This is a genomic window from Paenibacillus shirakamiensis, assembly GCF_017874255.1.
Classification (GTDB): domain Bacteria; phylum Bacillota; class Bacilli; order Paenibacillales; family Paenibacillaceae; genus Fontibacillus; species Fontibacillus shirakamiensis.
In genome coordinates, this window is record NZ_JAGGLD010000001.1 from 785,705 (window position 1) to 802,067 (window position 16,363).

At 40.2% G+C, this 16,363-nt stretch carries 20 protein-coding genes; 15 read left to right on the forward strand and 5 right to left on the reverse strand.

Annotation, left to right across the window (positions count from 1 at the left end; translation table 11 throughout):
• Positions 1-7 precede the first annotated feature (7 nt).
• The 13 genes from J2Z69_RS03805 to J2Z69_RS03865 all read left to right on the forward strand — a co-directional run bounded on the left by J2Z69_RS03805 (position 8) and on the right by J2Z69_RS03865 (position 10,094).
• Positions 8-310 (forward strand): hypothetical protein, encoded by a 303-nt coding sequence (locus tag J2Z69_RS03805; RefSeq protein ID WP_209859271.1) that lies wholly within the window; start codon positions 8-10, stop codon positions 308-310.
• Positions 255-665, forward strand: coding sequence for a Gp15 family bacteriophage protein (locus J2Z69_RS03810; RefSeq protein ID WP_281069364.1), 411 nt, complete (start codon positions 255-257; stop codon positions 663-665). The genes J2Z69_RS03805 and J2Z69_RS03810 overlap by 56 nt, the downstream gene beginning before the upstream one ends.
• Positions 662-3,022 (forward strand): phage tail family protein, encoded by a 2,361-nt coding sequence (locus J2Z69_RS03815; protein WP_209859273.1) that lies wholly within the window; start codon positions 662-664, stop codon positions 3,020-3,022. Before J2Z69_RS03810 ends, J2Z69_RS03815 begins: the two co-directional genes overlap by 4 nt.
• Complete coding sequence (locus tag J2Z69_RS03820; protein ID WP_209859275.1) at positions 2,983-3,621, forward strand: hypothetical protein; 639 nt, start codon at positions 2,983-2,985, stop codon at positions 3,619-3,621. The genes J2Z69_RS03815 and J2Z69_RS03820 overlap by 40 nt, the downstream gene beginning before the upstream one ends.
• Before the next feature lie 12 nt (positions 3,622-3,633).
• Positions 3,634-3,990, forward strand: coding sequence for a DUF6711 family protein (locus J2Z69_RS03825; protein WP_209859277.1), 357 nt, complete (start codon positions 3,634-3,636; stop codon positions 3,988-3,990).
• A 4-nt stretch (positions 3,991-3,994) separates the two neighbouring features.
• Positions 3,995-5,992, forward strand: coding sequence for a hypothetical protein (locus tag J2Z69_RS03830; RefSeq protein ID WP_209859279.1), 1,998 nt, complete (start codon positions 3,995-3,997; stop codon positions 5,990-5,992).
• Between the two features lie 40 nt (positions 5,993-6,032).
• A complete protein-coding gene (locus J2Z69_RS03835; protein ID WP_209859280.1) occupies positions 6,033-6,554 on the forward strand; it encodes a 2,' 3'-cyclic nucleotide 2'-phosphodiesterase in 522 nt (173 codons plus the stop codon).
• 65 nt (positions 6,555-6,619) lie between these two features.
• On the forward strand, positions 6,620-6,838 hold the full coding sequence (locus J2Z69_RS03840; protein ID WP_209859282.1) for a hypothetical protein: 219 nt from the start codon (positions 6,620-6,622) through the stop codon (positions 6,836-6,838).
• Complete coding sequence (locus tag J2Z69_RS03845) at positions 6,792-8,405, forward strand: hypothetical protein (RefSeq protein WP_209859284.1); 1,614 nt, start codon at positions 6,792-6,794, stop codon at positions 8,403-8,405. The genes J2Z69_RS03840 and J2Z69_RS03845 overlap by 47 nt, the downstream gene beginning before the upstream one ends.
• 4 nt (positions 8,406-8,409) lie before the next feature.
• Positions 8,410-8,631: a hypothetical protein gene (locus J2Z69_RS03850; protein ID WP_209859286.1), complete on the forward strand. Its 222-nt coding sequence runs from the start codon at positions 8,410-8,412 to the stop codon at positions 8,629-8,631.
• 111 nt (positions 8,632-8,742) lie between these two features.
• Complete coding sequence (locus J2Z69_RS03855; RefSeq protein WP_209859288.1) at positions 8,743-9,126, forward strand: hypothetical protein; 384 nt, start codon at positions 8,743-8,745, stop codon at positions 9,124-9,126.
• A 10-nt stretch (positions 9,127-9,136) separates the two neighbouring features.
• Positions 9,137-9,802 carry a M15 family metallopeptidase gene (locus J2Z69_RS03860; RefSeq protein ID WP_209859290.1) on the forward strand — a complete coding sequence of 222 codons (666 nt, stop codon included), beginning with the start codon at positions 9,137-9,139 and terminating at the stop codon, positions 9,800-9,802.
• A 16-nt stretch (positions 9,803-9,818) separates the two neighbouring features.
• Positions 9,819-10,094: a holin gene (locus J2Z69_RS03865; RefSeq protein ID WP_209859292.1), complete on the forward strand. Its 276-nt coding sequence runs from the start codon at positions 9,819-9,821 to the stop codon at positions 10,092-10,094.
• Positions 10,095-10,130: 36 nt separating this feature from the next.
• On the opposite strand, the gene J2Z69_RS03870 is transcribed toward J2Z69_RS03865, so the two are convergent.
• Positions 10,131-11,276 carry a helix-turn-helix domain-containing protein gene (locus J2Z69_RS03870; RefSeq protein ID WP_209859294.1) on the reverse strand — a complete coding sequence of 382 codons (1,146 nt, stop codon included), beginning with the start codon at positions 11,274-11,276 and terminating at the stop codon, positions 10,131-10,133.
• Positions 11,263-11,919 (reverse strand): hypothetical protein, encoded by a 657-nt coding sequence (locus tag J2Z69_RS03875; protein ID WP_209859296.1) that lies wholly within the window; start codon positions 11,917-11,919, stop codon positions 11,263-11,265. The genes J2Z69_RS03870 and J2Z69_RS03875 overlap by 14 nt, the downstream gene beginning before the upstream one ends.
• Positions 11,920-12,740: 821 nt before the next feature.
• Between J2Z69_RS03875 and J2Z69_RS03880 the strand changes: the two genes are divergently transcribed.
• A complete protein-coding gene (locus J2Z69_RS03880; protein ID WP_209859298.1) occupies positions 12,741-14,204 on the forward strand; it encodes a Kelch repeat-containing protein in 1,464 nt (487 codons plus the stop codon).
• Positions 14,205-14,251: 47 nt separating this feature from the next.
• On the opposite strand, the gene J2Z69_RS03885 is transcribed toward J2Z69_RS03880, so the two are convergent.
• Positions 14,252-14,449, reverse strand: a complete 198-nt coding sequence (locus J2Z69_RS03885; protein ID WP_209859300.1) for a hypothetical protein — start codon at positions 14,447-14,449, stop codon at positions 14,252-14,254.
• A 28-nt stretch (positions 14,450-14,477) separates the two neighbouring features.
• Positions 14,478-14,918, reverse strand: a complete 441-nt coding sequence (locus J2Z69_RS03890) for a YhjD family protein (RefSeq protein WP_209859302.1) — start codon at positions 14,916-14,918, stop codon at positions 14,478-14,480.
• Between the two features lie 526 nt (positions 14,919-15,444).
• On the opposite strand from J2Z69_RS03890, the gene J2Z69_RS03895 reads away from it, so the two are divergent.
• Positions 15,445-15,627: a hypothetical protein gene (locus tag J2Z69_RS03895; RefSeq protein ID WP_245338938.1), complete on the forward strand. Its 183-nt coding sequence runs from the start codon at positions 15,445-15,447 to the stop codon at positions 15,625-15,627.
• 25 nt (positions 15,628-15,652) lie between these two features.
• Here the strand turns inward: J2Z69_RS03895 and J2Z69_RS03900 are convergent, their stop codons facing one another.
• The gene (locus J2Z69_RS03900; protein WP_209859304.1) at positions 15,653-16,222 is read right to left on the reverse strand and encodes a nucleotidyltransferase family protein; all 570 of its coding nucleotides are present in this window, start codon (positions 16,220-16,222) and stop codon (positions 15,653-15,655) included.
• Positions 16,223-16,363 lie beyond the last annotated feature (141 nt).

Genomic DNA, 16,363 nt, shown 5'->3' on the forward strand with positions numbered 1-16,363 from the left:
TTAACATATGTCAAAAGTAATCAATATTACAGATAAGTTTTCTACGGAACAAGCATCAATTCAGATTGGGAAAAAAGTATATCCTGTAGATAATTCGGTGGAGGCAGTATTGAGATTTGAAGAATTAGCACAGGACGCTAGTGCTAAGTCTCTTCTTTTCGCAATCGAAGGAGCCTTAGGGAATAAGGCTTATGAAGAAATTGGTGTAGCGAAGATGAGTGTAGCTAATCTTAAAGTTCTAATGACTGCTCTTCTTGCGGCTATGCAAGAATTATCTTACGAGGAAGCCGACGCGCGATTTCGTCAGTAACAGCCAAGCAGAGGGCGGCTGGTATGACCTCCGTGAAGACTGGCCCTTAATTGAGGCGAGTATGGCTACTCAATATGGCATACGTATTCGTACCCAAGGAGATATGCCTTGGGGAGAGTTTTGCACGTTGGTAGCTGGACTCATGCCGGACACACCGCTGGGCAGTATCGTGACAATCCGATCAGAGACGGACCCAAAAGTGGTTAAGGGCTTCAATAAGGATCAACGCCGTATTTATAACGATTGGCGCCTGCGCCGTGCGGAACAAAAATTGTCCGATCCAGGAAAGATGGACATGGAAATGAAGTCTCTGGAAGCCGCGTTGGCTCGAATGTTTGGGGGTGAGCCACAATGAGCAGTGTAGGGCGCGTAGATTTAGATATAGGAATGAATTATGGACCCTTCCAACAACAACTAAACGGTATAGCTGGAACTGCTACTAACTTGGTAGGTGGAGCATTTAAAAGCCTTGGCGGTATTATCGCTGGGGCTTTTGCTATACACGGACTTGTGGAGTTTGGCAGAGAAGCTATCAACCTAGCCTCTGATCTCCAAGAGGTTCAGAACGTGGTCGATGTCACCTTTGGTAGTATGGCTCAAGACATTAACAATTGGTCTAAGACAACCCTTAATAGCTTTGGTCTATCTGAGCTTTCAGCCAAACGGTATTCATCCACACTAGGGGCTATGATGAAAAGCTCCGGCCTTGCAGGGGTGCAAATGGAAACCATGTCGAAAAAGCTGACGGAATTGTCGGCAGACATGGCTTCTTTTTACAATCTAAGTACCGATGAGGCTTTTGAGAAGATTAGGTCCGGAATCTCGGGCGAGACCGAACCACTCAAACAGCTCGGTGTCAACATGTCTGTGGCTAACATGGAAGCCTATGCACTTAGCCAAGGCATAAAAACATCGTGGGAAAAGATGGACCAAGCCAGTCAAACGTTGCTACGTTACAACTATCTCTTATCCGTCACTGGAGATGCACAAGGCGACTTTGCACGCACGTCAGGTAGCTGGGCCAATCAGGTCCGCCTCATGGGTGAGCAGTGGAACATCTTCAAGGGCACAATGGGCGCTGGCTTTATCAATATCCTTACTCCTATCTTAAAGGGACTAAATTGGATCATTGGTAAGCTCCAAATTGCTGCTGCCTATTTTAAGGCATTCACGGAATTGATTTTTGGTAATGCGGCAAGCTCGTCCTCGGCTCCCGTAACTAATGCATTAGGTGACATGGGTAGTGCGGCTGACAACACAGCTGGATCTATGGATGCCGCGGGTAAAGCAACAGATAAAGCTGGGAAAAAAACTAAGAAAGCTGCCAAAGATGTTAAGGGGAGCTTGGCAAGTTTCGATCAATTAAACACCCTTACGCAATCTACCGCAGATGCAGCTAAAGATGCAGCAAAAGGAGCAGCAGGTCTAGGCGGAATCGGGGCTGGCCTTGGATCAATGGGAGATCTGGATTTAAGTACACCATCCATTGATGTTGACCCAATTAAGCAACAGGTTGCAGATCTCATGAATAGCTTAAAGGCATCATTCAATTCTATTTGGAATTTCATTAAAACAGGCTGGGCAGGAATGCGACCTGCACTGCAACCTTTTGTAGATATGATGCCTCCAATTAAACGTTCCGTAGAGAGTATAGGTCAGACCTTTAAGACGCTTATGAATAAAGTGCTTGTCCCAATGGCTAAGTACGTAGTTGGGGACTTTATCCCATCTATAGTAGTAGGCTTTACTAAAGCTTTTGCCCCTGTGATTGCAAAGGAGATCGTATGGACCTTTGCAGAATTCGATAAGACGTTCAAGAACAGTACGAATGAATCGATAAAACTCTGGAATACAGTGTGGCTCCCTAGTCTTGAACAAGTGAAAAATGCTTTTGTATCAGCAATGCCTCAGATCGCATCAGCACTGGACAGTCTACTTACCAATACACTAAATCCATTTTCAGATTTTATTATGAATGGTTTCGCTATACCAATCGGCACAACTCTTGCAGAGACACTGGTTCCTATTTTTACGGATACCCTGGTATGGGCTATCCAGACCTTCGCAACCACGTTCACGAATGCAGTTAATGCCATAAACGATGTCTGGACTACAACTCTATTCCCAGCATTGCAACAGCTCAGAGATACCTTCATGGATGTCATTCCGCAGATTGGTAAATCAATTCAGAGCTTATTAGATAACACAATCAAACCTTTTGTAGAATATGCACTAAATGATTTCATAATCCCCATAGTAAATGCGGTTGTAAAGACACTGGCACCTATATTCACGGATGTCTTAGTATTAGCCTTTAAAGAAGCGGCTAAGACATTTAAGTGGGCCGTGGATCTAATTAATGACATTTTTAAAACAACCTTTAAACCAGTATTTGATCTGATTAAGCAGATTGTACAGGATACGCTACAGATCGTAAAAGATCTATGGACACGATACGGAGCGGACATTCTATCCAAAATTTCCGAAATGATGAATGGTATCAGGGGTACATTCCAGAAATTATGGGACGAAGTTTTAAAGCCGATTATTGAGCCATTTTTGACAACATTAAAGGATCTTTGGCAAGGAACGATCAAGGGTATTATTCAGCAAGTCGGAGAACTAACTACAACAAGTTCATTGGACCTCTTATTAACAACATTATTGATCTATTGGCACCTGCTTTTGTTACTGGATTTAAGACGGTTCTAAGTATTGTTAAAGAAGTTCTTGGCATTGTGGGTAGCCTTATTTCAGGTCTTTTGAAAACATTGGGTGGACTTATTGATTTCATCATGGGCGCATTTACAGGCGACTGGAAAAGGGCTTGGCAGGGAGTGCGAGATATTTTTAAGGGTGTATTTGAAGCACTCTGGCCCATCGTTAAAGCTCCGTTAAATCTTATTATTGATGGGATTAATGCTCTGATTGATGGCTTAAACAGCATCAAAATCGATATGCCAGATTGGATGGAGGATATGACGGGCTATACAGGCTTTGGTATCAGCATACCCAAGGTGCCGAAACTGGCAAAAGGGGGCTTGGCTTATGGTCCTACGCTTGCAATGGTCGGGGATAACAAAGGGGCTTCTGTAGATCCCGAGGTTGTATCGCCGCTTTCCAAGCTTCAAGACATGATTGGGGCGAACAATGGGCCTATGCTCGAAGTGCTTACCTCAATATTAGAAGCAATTCGCAGCAATGATAAAGGTGCGGTACTGAAAATTGGAGAGACGGAATTCGGACGTGTTGCTATCAACGCAATTAATAAAACTCAGAGGCAGGCTGGACGGACGCTGCTTAATCTATAAGGAGGGATCAGCATGATCAAAATTAATGGTGTAGAGATCGCCGTATACCCTACTCAGTTCGCCCCTACTGTCCTAGACATTGATGACGGGGATTCTACTACTCGGACTGCCGATGGTACGTTACATCGGGATAGGATTGCTGTGAAACGTCAACTTGAAATGACGTGGGGTATATTACGTTGGTCAGATATATCCGCCTTACTTAAATCCATGTCGGATACATTTTTTAACGTCACCTATCCAGACCCGATGGCTGGGGACTATGTGACCAAACGCTTTTATGTGGGCAATCGCCCATCACCCTTCACTGTGGCAAATGGATCGGAAATTCTTTGGTCAGGTCTTAAAGTGACCTTAACGGAGCAGTGAAACTATGTATCCAATATCACCACTTTATACGGATTACTTAAGGCGATATGACCGAGAATTTATCGTCAAGGCCACAGTCAACGGGGTGGATTATGATGCATCCAAAGTTGTAGATTTTAGCATCGAGAACAGTCTATCACTCTCTAGTGGATTTGAGATCGGTACGGCAATACCGTCAAAACTTAATATTAAATTGCGAACCAACGAAATTATCCCCGCTAATGCTCGTATCGTGCCGTATCTATCGCTATCTCTTAGTGGTCTGAATTGGCTGGATGCTAAATACCCTTGGGAGCAGATGTATACCTCTTGGACAGGGACTGGCACGGACTGGCTGCCACTTGGTGAGTTTTATGTGGATAGTCGGGAGAGAGCGAATGATGTATGGGTATTCACCTGTTACGACAAGCTGGTGTTTGCTGATGAGGTTTTTATATCGTCTCTAACTTACCCAGCTACGCAACAGGCCGTGTTTAATGAGATACTTAGGCGTATGGGGTGGGTTGCTGACAGTAGTGCGCAAATCAATTCAAGCTACAAAATACAGGCTGGACCTACTTACTTCACGATGCGGCAGGTCCTTTCCTATATTGCTTCTGCAAACAGCGCCAGTCTATTCATTGGTAAAGATGGAAAAGTGAAGTTTAAGAGGTTCACGGCTATCGATACTCCCGTTTTTAAGATGGACGCCAGTGACTATATTCAAATTAAGCAGACGAACCCGATTAAGACTTACAGTCGAATTGTTGTTACCTACGATAAAGTAGAAGGGCTAACTTATGAGGCAGGTACAGGTGATGAAAATCATACCTTATATGTTGAGAACCCGTTTGCTACCCAGTCTATTACTAACGGCCTGTTAGCAGCTCTTAATGGCTTCAGTTATCTACCAACTACTATTGACTCTATGGGTTATCCTCAACTAGATCAGGGGGATATCATTGGATTTGAGCGATATGAAGGAACCAGCTGGGAAGAAACTGTGTCTACGTGGGACGGTACTGATATCCCCTGGAATGGGATTGTGGATTACCAGACTGTTATCCTACATCAAGTGTACAGATTTGGCGGCGGACTCCGAATGACTATAGAAGCACCGTCCGAGTCTGAGCAGCAATCCGAGTTCCCGGTTCAAGGAACGCTTACCTCAGCAGTAAACAACCTAAACAAGACCGCGGTTAAGGAAGGCAAGGATTACTACGGTGTAAGTATTACGCGTTCTGAAGGTTTGCTCATTGAGCGAGAGGACCATAAGAGTAAGGTCATCTTAAACTCAGATAAGCTATCCTTCCAAGCTAATGGTCAGGATAAACTTTATTTTGATCCAATAACGGGCAAATACAGGTTTAACGGGACACTGGAAGCAACCGACGGAATATTCTCTGGAACTCTTCAGGCTGCCAATGGAACTTTTACAGGTAACTTAACTGCTGCGGGTGGAACCTTTACTGGAAAGCTGGTAGGGGTTGATGGCACATTCACAGGTACTGTACAAGCGGGGAAAATCATAGGCGGGGAAATAACAGGAACGAACATTACTGGTGCGGATATCTTGGGAAGTCGGATAAGAACTGCATCGTCCGGGGATCGGATAGAATTGGACCGTGACGGATTCGTATTCTATGATTCTGGGAATTCCAGGAGGGTTACACTGGGTACGAACCAAGTAGCGAATATATCGGGTCACACTTATTATAATTCTTCTGGGCAGTCTCAAGGTCTAATATATGCATCTTATAGCGAGCTGCATGTCGTTGGAAACCAGGGGTTGCTACTTGCTGCGAATGGAGGAGCGATAACACTTCAAGGACCGGTCAATTTTTCAAACGGTTCTTCAATAACCGGTTTAAGTATCACAAGTATTAGCGATCTCCGAGCAGAATTAAATTCTATTAGAGCTTTGATTGCTAACCATACCCACTCAGTCACTCTACCAACTCATAACCATGGAAGAGTAGAAAATCAAAACTGGGGCGGTACCTTTACGACCTCAACTCCGTAGGGTATCATAAGTGTAATTATACCAACGGAGGAAACATACTATGAAAAAATGGGTTTATCTCTTAAGCGGGGTCTTAATCGGTGCTATTGTCGCAACGTCAGGGGACGCTTTTGCTGCCCAAGTTAAGAGTTTGATAGGTCAAAAGGTATCTGGTGAGTTGAAAGTCGTGGTTAACGGTAAGGAACTTGCAAGTAATGGAGCAGTAATAAACGGTGTAACCAATGCCCCTATCCGGGCATTATCAGACGCTTTAGGGGCAAACTTGCAGTTGGAAGGCAAGGTGATTAATATAACAACTGACATGAAGACAAATGATGTTGTTGTAAATGATGACAAGGTAAATGTAAAAAAGACACTCCTTCTGACTGACAAAGCTACATTGGAAAAGCAAATAGCAGAACTTCAAGAGCAGAAGAAAATCCAAGAGGGAAAATTAGCGAAAGCTGCCCCAGGAATGGAACAAACGGTTTATCAAAATGGCATAGATAGCCTTAACAAGCAAATCACCGAGAAAACCGAAGCATTGAATAAAGTAAATGCAGAGTTACAAGCATTAAAATAACAAATCATATCTATAAGGTCTCTCCTCAGGAGGGGCTTTTTTTTGTATTCCATTGGAGGTATTAAATGAGAGTAAGAAAAATACTTGAACTATCTATAGACCTATCCGATCCCGTAAGAGAGACTCAATACGCTATTAAAGCAGTATTGGACACCTTGCCAAACTTAGAAGATCAGATGAGTATGTTACACATTCTTAAGCAAGACATCGAATCTATATTGAAAGGAGCTGAGGCACGTGAGCAATCGATTCCTGAATCTGGACGGATCAAAGAAGATCAGTGAGACATACACACAAATTCCTGATGCCTTTGATAAGGTCCAAACGGAGATAGATGCAAACAAACAGACCGCAGACACACATATTGCAACTACAAATATCCACACTACAGCGGCTGAGAAAACCAAGCTTGCGGGGATTGCTACTGCTGCCGGGACAGATGGATCAGCCACAGATACGGTGATAGGCAACCGGACTTTAGTAGATACGGAAGTACCTACAGTCGATACAGGTAGTCCGACAAAGCTTTTTGGCTGGCTAGCTAACCGTGTAAAAGCCATAACAGGTAAAAGTAGTTGGAGAACAGCTCCAGCGTTGACATTGGAGGATACCAAGACTCACGTTGATAATGTTTCTATTCATACCACAGCAACAGACAAGACCAAGCTTGCTGGTATTGCAACGGGTGCTGAAGTTAACCAAAACTCCTTCTCCACCCTAAATGATATTTTGGCAACGGTTAAAAGCGATATCTTAAAATTTAAAGGCGGAACAGGGATTACAGTAACAACGAACCCCAGTACAAAAGAAGTTTTGATTACAGCTACAGGACAATCCACTCCAGGAGCGCATGGTAGCTCACATAACCTCAATGGAGCAGACCCAATACCGGATCTAGTAACCTTAAAAGGTGTAGTAGACGGACACACTACAGACATTCAATCCGCTCTTACTAAAGCTAACGCTGCTGAGACGCCGACCGGGGCACAAGACAAGGTTAATTCAGCAAAGTCAGCGATTACAGCAGATTATATTCGCCAACCTGCCTTTATTGCTACTACAGGTACAGCCAATGCTTATACAGTAACCTTAAACCCAGCACCAAGTAGTTTGCCTGATGGATTCGGCATTACGATTGTTCCACATGTTACAAATGGATCTGTACCTACATTAAATATTAACGGTCTTGGAGCAATTGTATTAAGGGATCAAAAGGGCATTGCATATGCAGCTGGTAAGCTCTTAATAGGTAAACCGTATACATTCAGGAAAGTTGGAACGGATTTTTTGGCAGATAGCGCGGGCGGATCGGGCACAGCATTGGCCGGGGATGTTCGCGCAGGCATGACAGCGGCGGTTGATAGTGGAGATATAACGGGTACACTCGTAACACAATCTACTGTAGCACAGACTGTCACACCGGGGAATGCAGATATCGTGAAGTCATCAGGCATTTATGATGGATCAATTACAATTAAAGGTGATCCGAATTTAGCGGCTGGGAATATCAAAAGTGGAACTACTATTTTTGGCGTTACGGGATCATTGCAGCCGTGGACATCGGCTATTGGATTCAATGCTGGAACTACAAATGAAACAAGTATAGCTCTTCCGGCATCTGCAACAGCCACCATACCCTTAGGGAGTCTAAATAAAGCTTTTGGTTACTACGTTAATGACAATTTTGCTGTGTTGTTTTTAGCTGGGATTAGAAATGATTCGGGAAGCATATTTAGTTTGTCTAAAGGAGATACAACTTACTTTTCTTTAGCATTAAACGGGAATTCTTACGCAGTAACAAACGGGAAGATGTATTCACAAATAATAAATTTCAGATTGAACGGAGTCTAAAACCATGGATAAAGTGATCAAGCAATATTTCAATGTTGATAAAAAGTTTACCGCTATTATTTTCTATCCACCAAGTGATGACTATATCATCACGATAAAGATCGATGAATTTAAAGAGTTATTTGCTGAGCCGCTTCAGAAAGCTTTAGATCAAGATACTAATCCTATTGATGAAATTAGGACGTTTGATCCTGAAAATAAACTTGGATATAATAATCTTCTTTGAAGCAGAGTCCAGTATCAAAAAGAATAACACGCCGTAGATGGCGTATTTTTTATGCCCTCGGATCTCCGAGGGCTTTTTCATCGGGAATGTTTTTGAAAGGGGGAATCAACTATGGGGTCAGAAGGGGTGAATGACATGCAAGATGTAAATGCACTGGTTACGTTACAAATTTCATTAGCAAGAATAGAAGAGACGCTGAAACCACTTGCGGCGCTGGTCCAGACGGTGGCTGAGGTGAAGGATGTATCAAAAGAAGCTTTGACTTGCGCACAGCAGGCAAACCAGAAATTGGAGGCTATGGAGCCAGTCGTGAATAAAGCACAAGATACCGCAGATGATGCCTTACGTAAAGCGCAATCGGCATTGGACAAGCTAAATTCGCAAGATGAGAATCGCAAGTGGATTAGTCGTTCTTTCTACGGTCCATTGATCTCATCATTAGCGGCCGTGTTGTCTGCTGCTATTTTAGCGTACATTGGATTATCAGGAAGATAGGAGGAACATTATGCTTACACTAGATCAAGTAAGAACTAAATCAGCCCCTAAGCTTATGGGCTTGCATCCCATCGTGGGACAGGCAGCTTATAAGCTAATTGAGCGTTGTTATGAACGTGGAGTGCCAATTGTAATTACACAAGGACTGCGCTCTATTCAAGAACAGAATGCCTTATATGCACAGGGCCGAACAACTCCGGGTTCAATCGTAACCAATGCCAAGGGTGGCTATAGTAATCATAACTTTGGTATGGCGATTGATTTTGCTCTACTGTTGCCAGATGGCAAGACAGTCTCGTGGATGTTAATACGGGATGGTGACAATGATGGAATAAAAGATTGGGATGAGGTGGTCAAGGAGGCGAAAGCATTAGGATTTCAATGGGGTGGAGATTGGAAAAGCTTCAAAGACTATCCTCATCTAGAAATGACTTTCGGCCTCAGTACGGCACAGCTCCGAGCAGGTAAAACGCCCTTACAGAATTATGTGGAGCAGATCCTGAATATCCTTAGAAAGGATGAACAGACCGTGAACAAAGAGGATGCAAATAATATCATCAGCAAGTTTCTAAAGCCTGCATACGGAAATGCTAAAACCCATCAAGAACGATTAGAAATAGGTAGATTGGCAGATTCACTTCGCGTGGCTTCAGGTCAAGCCAAACAAAATAATTAAGTTAGGGGACTAGATAATGCAAAATGATAACTTAACAGCAGTATTGGCCTTCGCATCCATGTTGGCTGTTTTTGTGTTGGCTGGGGTCCAGCTAGTTAAGCAGACTGTCAATGTGCCAAAAAATGCGTTGCCTGTAATTGGTTTGATTATTGGCTTAGGAGTAGGTGCTGCGGCATTCCCTTTTACAGATTTAAACCTAATCTTGCGGTTATGGTCTGGTGGATTGGCTGGACTGAGTGCCACGGGCCTATTTGAGTTGGCGTTTAAACGGAGAGATAGATCCACAAAATAAAACAATGAAGCCCTGACAATTATGACAGGGCTTCAACTATTTTTTGAAATTAAGTTGAATGACATTTGAATGTTCTCTAGTTTCCAAATAGTTAACATCCAAGTTTGAAAGGACTTCGATTTCATCGCGATTAAAGCACAATTCGCTAACAATATCTTGTTTTGTTTTAGCTTTGTGATCGACCAATGCTGTGATGGCCTGCTTTAATACAGATGGTTGTTCAAATGGTAAATCGTCGTCCAATGGTTCTCGGGTTAGCTGATTATTTTTAGCAAGTTTCTGTCGCATATTGATATGTTGATATTCACTTAGTATTCCTAATGAATGTGCTCTATAAGCCATAGCCTGAATAGATACTTTCCAGCGTTTTTTTAATGAAACAAAGTGATCTAGTGAAGTTGAGACAATTTCGGTGCCAAAACTAGATGCTGGTAAGAGAAAAGCTCCAGCAAAACGATTAGCTTCCTTTTCAATAAGCTTATAATTCACTTTTTTATTAAATTCACTTTGTTTAATACGTGAGTGTAGAACTAAATGTCCTAACTCATGTGCAATATCAAATCTTGATCTAGGAGCTGTCTTATCGTTGCTCAATAGAATATACGGTCTTTCTCCAGGCTCCCATTTTGAACAAGCATCAATTTTGTATGAAGAGGATGGGGAGTATGCAACAATTACACCGGCCTTTTCTAACAATAAAATAATGTCGCTTATAGGACCGTTTCCCAAACTCCAACTTTTTCTAACTTCGGAAGCAATATTATCAATTTCCTGAAAATCAGTGGGGATATATGATTCCCTTGTGATAACCCTAGGTACAGTAATATGTGGGAAATCTAAATATTGTTCTAAATAAGTGTGGATTTCCCTAATCCAATTAATTTTGTGTTGATGCACATTTTTTGATTTTTGAGTTGCCATAGCCATGCTTCTAAAGTAAACTACACTTTCACTTTTACTTGGAGGCTCTTTATAGAAGAAAGTTACAGGTACGTTTAAAGCTTCCGAAAGCTTTTCTAGTGTGTCAAAGCTAGGTACGGATTTTTTGTTTTCATATTTAGATATAGCCTGATGTGATATTTCAACGATGTCAGCAAGTTCAGTTAAAGTTACCCCTCTTGCTTCTCTGGCTTGAATAAGACGATCAGGGATAAACTTGGAAAAACGATTAGCTGTTTCCAAGACCCTCCACCTCTTTTGTGAAATTTCTGAACTCAATTAGATTCTCTTGCTCGATTACTTCTTCTTCAAGAATTTCTTGATTAATATCAAAGATTCTCGGCTCTTGTAATAGATCTATTCGTTCTCTCCATAGATGAGGAAGTCCGATATTAACGAACTTTGGAAGGTGGCCGCCTCTGCTAAAAGTTAAGAGTAGGTAACATTCCTCTTGGTCTTGGGAGGGAACATCATCAATATCCGGAAAGATCATAGTCCCTTGATTTGCCATCTCTAGCTTGTTTCTAAAGTAAGCAGGACGAGCAATATCATATCTGGAATTGACTTGGCTAAAGGTCATCTTGACGTTATTGTAGGATAAAATAAGATATTTGTGACTACGATTACGATTATATTCGTAAGTATAGGTTAATGGAAGTTGTTTTAATTCAATTTGCTGCTGAAAAAGATATCCAATTGCAAGATTTCTAAGATATCCTTCATGTAAGTGTCCGAGTTCCCAATTTAGGATAGTTGTATGTTTAATAGCCTCTGAAGTGAGAGTGTATGCCCGTTCTACAATAGAGCAAACATTCGACCTAACTTTTGGGGGAAGTTGATTCTGTATAATCTCTTTTGCATCACTATGTATAATAAAAGGTTTCATTTCTCATCATCTCCTATTGACAAATCATCATTGCAACCATCTTACTAAAAAAACGTGAATTTTGCAACCGAATATAAATGCAAATCATTTCTATATTATTTTACTGTTTATTCGAAACAATTTTTGTTTCGAAGCTACTGACAAATGACAATGAGAACTTAATTTAACTCAGGACTCTATTTTTTATGGGGCTTATCCATTTTCCAATTAATTGCTGTGGATATTAGCTGAGAATTTGTTAAAATTACCTCTGGTAAAAGAGGTGAATTATGAAAAAATTGCGATATTTTAGAATAATTATCACAGAAGTTATATTGTGGTATCTAATTTTGGAAGCTCTCATCAATGAGCGTTTATATGCATTAATAATATTGACCTTGTACTGTTTTTTATGTGGATATGCATATTATAAAAAAAGTGACTATCTTAAAGGGTTATTTATTCCGAATTTGAAATGGTACAATAAACTAATGTATAAGCAGGAAAAGGAACCTGAGCGCATTATATTACTTATGCCAAAATTGTGGTTGATATTAGGAGTGATGATGGCCGCTAGTACTATTGTCATCTATACTAATTATTTTGGTCTTTAAACTGAACTATAAAAAGCCCTGAGAGCTTAATTGCACTCAGGGCTTATGCTTGTTATTAAACATCTGTTAGTATTCGCTGGCAGGGCCTTTTTTGATCTCAAAACCAAAGTAATATTAAGAAAAACATATGTAATCATTCATAATTTACATAATACTACATTTATTGTTTAGACTTGAAATTAAAAAAAGTTTATCCTAGAAAAATATCTTATCTTTAGGAGGATTTAAATGATTAAGAAATGTTCAATTTTGGTAATAATTCTAGGGCTATTTATGTCAATCGGGGTATCTTCAGTTTTCGCTGCTGACACATGGGTGGGAAAAGCATCCTTACTAACTCCTAGAATGTCTCATGATACTGTTTCACTTGATGGAAAAATATATGTTGTAGGCGGTACCACGACGAACTCAATAGTTCTCAATACAGTTGAGAAGTATGACCCTAACATGGACACATGGGAAAAAGTAGCAAATATGAATATAGGAAGATATAGACCAGAAGTCATTTCCTATGATGGTAAACTATATGTTTTTGGTGGTAGTACCTCTATGAATTCCGCAACATACACAGATCAAGTGGAAGTATATGATCCCACTATAAATAAGTGGACGAACAAAACTCAAATGTCTAGTGCAAGAAGTGATGTATTGGCTGCTACCGTCAATCAAAAAATTTATGTCATTGGTGGAGTCTCTAGTAGTGGTTTAAGTAATACAGTTGAAGAATATGACCCGAAATTAAATACTTGGATTACTAAGGCTAGCATACCAAGTCCACGTCAATCTGCTGGTTTAGCAGTTGTGGATGGAAAAATTTATGTTATTGGTGGTTTATCAGGCGGCTCCAATACTACTGTACAGGTCTACGATCCTCTTACGAATACATGGGCTTCAAAAAAAGATATGCCAATCGGAAAGGCAAATTTCGGTATCAGTTCTATTAATAATAAGATATACATAATTGGTGGGAACATTAATAATAGTAGTCCAAATACTACAGATAAAGTTGAAGTATATGATCCTTCAAATGACACTTGGGCTTATGGAGCGAATACCCTAATCCCTCGTAATTCAGCTTCTTCTACATCTCTTAACGGTAACATTTACTTAACGGGTGGTTATGAACTAACTGGCACATCTTATAGTCTATCTAATAGAAATGAAATCTTAAAGCTGGAGGTTCCAAAAGAATTTATATTAACTGGAACTAATAACGGTATCTCAAATAATCTGAATTGGAGTAGTTTAGAAAATATAACAAATTATACTGTAAAGCGTTCCTTAAAAGCAGGGGGACCATACGAGGCTCTTTCCAAAACCAATAGTACATCTTATATAGATACAAATATTCAAAATAATACGGATTATTATTACATTATTTCTGCTACAGGTGATACTGGATTAGTTAGAGATTCAAATGAGATACATTTGGTATCATCAGTCCCTACAATTACTGGTAATGCATTGCTGACCATAACCATGACTAATGGTATTCAAAAAGAATATGATCTTCCTATGATTGAAGTCAATGCTTTTATAAAATGGTATGATAATAAGGAAGATGGTACAGGTCCAGCAAAATTCGGTATTGATATGCATGATAATAACAAAGGACCTTTCAACAAGCGTATCGATTATGTGATTTTCAAAAATATACTTAGCTTTGAAGTAAGTGAGTATACTCTAAAATAATCTATTTGAAAAAGACCACAAAGGCCGAATAGCCAAAGTGGTCTTTTTCATTTAAAGGAAATAATTCGTGTTACATGTTTGATATCCGCTATTGGTATCCAGATAACGCCTCTATCAGTTCTGAGTTTGACCCTATTTGATTCCTGCGCCCATGTTGGTAAACCATTGACCGATGATCCATCCTCTAATTTCAATGCGATGGTTTGTGCTCGGTCAATTGCTAAATTGATTTCTTTAATTATCATGACAGGCCTCCCTTAAATATATACTTCTCTATTTGGGATTTTTTTCCTGCTTAATTGCTAAATTATAATCTCTTACTGATCTTTCCGGGACGGAAGGATCTATGTATTTGAAAATATCCATCCCAAGATATTTTTCCATTAGGATTGTTGATTCCGCAGCGGCAAAACTCCACTGCAAACTAATCTGATGATGGTAACCCCTGCATAAATACTTCGCTTCAATGCCTTTTTCAGTTCGACTTTCTTCATATACCTTTAGTCCAAGTTCTCTAAATTTTCTTCTAATTTCAAACAGGTCGGCATCTACCTTACGCATGGCGCTCTCCATGAGAGCAAGGTAGGGAGCTGGTGTTTTAAATACTGATTCTGCAATTTTTTTATCCCGAGCAAATGCGGACAGAATAAGAGGTAACAGGAGGTGTAATTTTACATACGTGATGTCTTCGCTACTAAGTTGTCTATTGTTCATTTTATACACCTCACAAATAGGAACATATGTTTGATTATACCCAGAGGAGATACAAAGTCAATCTTGAATACAAACGTTTGTTCTTACAGAGGGTATCTTATAAGGGATATTGGACGGATTATTTATTTGTAACTAATGAGAATTATTTAGCAGTTAGTGCTGTATGATAACAAAAAAGAGGGGGCTACTTTTGCCCCCCAACTTAACCCCCAAATGCCCCCGAACATGTGAAATTCTATGTTGTAATATGAAAAGCTAATTTCTAATTATGCTGAATTCATACCGATTTCTTCATTATAAGATGCGATATAATATAAATATCCTTGTTCCGTACTCAAGTTCACCAATGGGAACGCGATCAGTATCTTACATTGTATTAAGATTTTACTAGAAGACCTTGCACAATTGTGCAAGGTCTTTCTTTATGTTTACATATGTCGTATATTGGGATATATAAGGAAAAATCGAAACAAATGGAAGCGAGTTATATATTGATATTTATCACAAGTAAAAAGGGGATTACATTATGGATGACAATAGACCTTTCTCTCACTCAGCGGATCCTCATGGCGCAAAGGCTAACTTTGACGTGAATGAACAAAAATTACATAACGAGGGACCTCCAGGATTCATTAGACAAGTTACGAATTTACTGATTGTCTCAGGAGTATTAGCTGCGATATTTATGCTGGTATTGTGGTTGCGATAGCCCTTATTGTTGGCAATTGAACTAATTAGGATGAGTAGATTTTTAATTTAGGCCATAAAAGATTCCATTGCTTATTCTTGACTCTTGTATCGTATATCGACATGCGTTCGAATGATGCCTCAAAAAAGGGTGTGGGTTTAATAGCAAAGTCTATTAAATCACTAATGCCATGAGGTGCAGCTAAAATCACCTTTTTTCTTTGATCTAGCTTAATGCCTAAGCAAGTGGCTGTCTCTGGGAATTTGGAGATGGCGTCTAATGATGAAGTGTATGCCGGAAAACGATTTACTATGTGCATTCGTGCTTGATTTTTGAATGACCATGGAAGGTCAGGTCTCAGTTCCTTCAAATGACTTTCGTATTCCTTTTCCGTCTCCTCCTGTATATTCGTTGTATCATAATAGATGACGTCGATATCTGGGACAGGTGTTCTGACTGTCTTATGATCTAAATAATCCCATAGTTTGGAGCGAACTAGACCTGCACAGATCCACCAATCGGGTAATTTTAATGTGCTTGCAGTGTACAGTATATCAAGCATCCAAGCATCTTTTGCAATCCAATCCACAATGTCTGCCTCAGTTACAGTTCCCATTATTTCCGATTCTCTCCTTTTATGAACGTACGTTCCTATTCTAACGGATATCGTCTATTTTTGAAAGATAGGAATAGATGTCTACTCTCTTGAAGTCTTGCAAGAATAAGATAATCATATCTTTGCAAGATAGGGGGATGT

Excerpts from the sequence above, each read along its gene's own strand:
- J2Z69_RS03805 (WP_209859271.1), top strand. The coding sequence starts at position 8 with ATGTCAAAAGTAATCAATATTACAGATAAGTTTTCTACGGAACAAGCA.
- J2Z69_RS03815 (WP_209859273.1), top strand. The coding sequence starts at position 662 with ATGAGCAGTGTAGGGCGCGTAGATTTAGATATAGGAATGAATTATGGA.
- J2Z69_RS03825 (WP_209859277.1), top strand. The coding sequence starts at position 3,634 with ATGATCAAAATTAATGGTGTAGAGATCGCCGTATACCCTACTCAGTTC.
- J2Z69_RS03830 (WP_209859279.1), top strand. The coding sequence starts at position 3,995 with ATGTATCCAATATCACCACTTTATACGGATTACTTAAGGCGATATGAC.
- J2Z69_RS03835 (WP_209859280.1), top strand. The coding sequence starts at position 6,033 with ATGAAAAAATGGGTTTATCTCTTAAGCGGGGTCTTAATCGGTGCTATT.
- J2Z69_RS03840 (WP_209859282.1), top strand. The coding sequence starts at position 6,620 with ATGAGAGTAAGAAAAATACTTGAACTATCTATAGACCTATCCGATCCC.
- J2Z69_RS03850 (WP_209859286.1), top strand. The coding sequence starts at position 8,410 with ATGGATAAAGTGATCAAGCAATATTTCAATGTTGATAAAAAGTTTACC.
- J2Z69_RS03855 (WP_209859288.1), top strand. The coding sequence starts at position 8,743 with ATGGGGTCAGAAGGGGTGAATGACATGCAAGATGTAAATGCACTGGTT.
- J2Z69_RS03860 (WP_209859290.1), top strand. The coding sequence starts at position 9,137 with ATGCTTACACTAGATCAAGTAAGAACTAAATCAGCCCCTAAGCTTATG.
- J2Z69_RS03865 (WP_209859292.1), top strand. The coding sequence starts at position 9,819 with ATGCAAAATGATAACTTAACAGCAGTATTGGCCTTCGCATCCATGTTG.
- J2Z69_RS03875 (WP_209859296.1), bottom strand. The coding sequence starts at position 11,919 with ATGAAACCTTTTATTATACATAGTGATGCAAAAGAGATTATACAGAAT.
- J2Z69_RS03880 (WP_209859298.1), top strand. The coding sequence starts at position 12,741 with ATGATTAAGAAATGTTCAATTTTGGTAATAATTCTAGGGCTATTTATG.
- J2Z69_RS03885 (WP_209859300.1), bottom strand. The coding sequence starts at position 14,449 with ATGATAATTAAAGAAATCAATTTAGCAATTGACCGAGCACAAACCATC.
- J2Z69_RS03890 (WP_209859302.1), bottom strand. The coding sequence starts at position 14,918 with ATGAACAATAGACAACTTAGTAGCGAAGACATCACGTATGTAAAATTA.
- J2Z69_RS03895 (WP_245338938.1), top strand. The coding sequence starts at position 15,445 with ATGGATGACAATAGACCTTTCTCTCACTCAGCGGATCCTCATGGCGCA.
- J2Z69_RS03900 (WP_209859304.1), bottom strand. The coding sequence starts at position 16,222 with ATGGGAACTGTAACTGAGGCAGACATTGTGGATTGGATTGCAAAAGAT.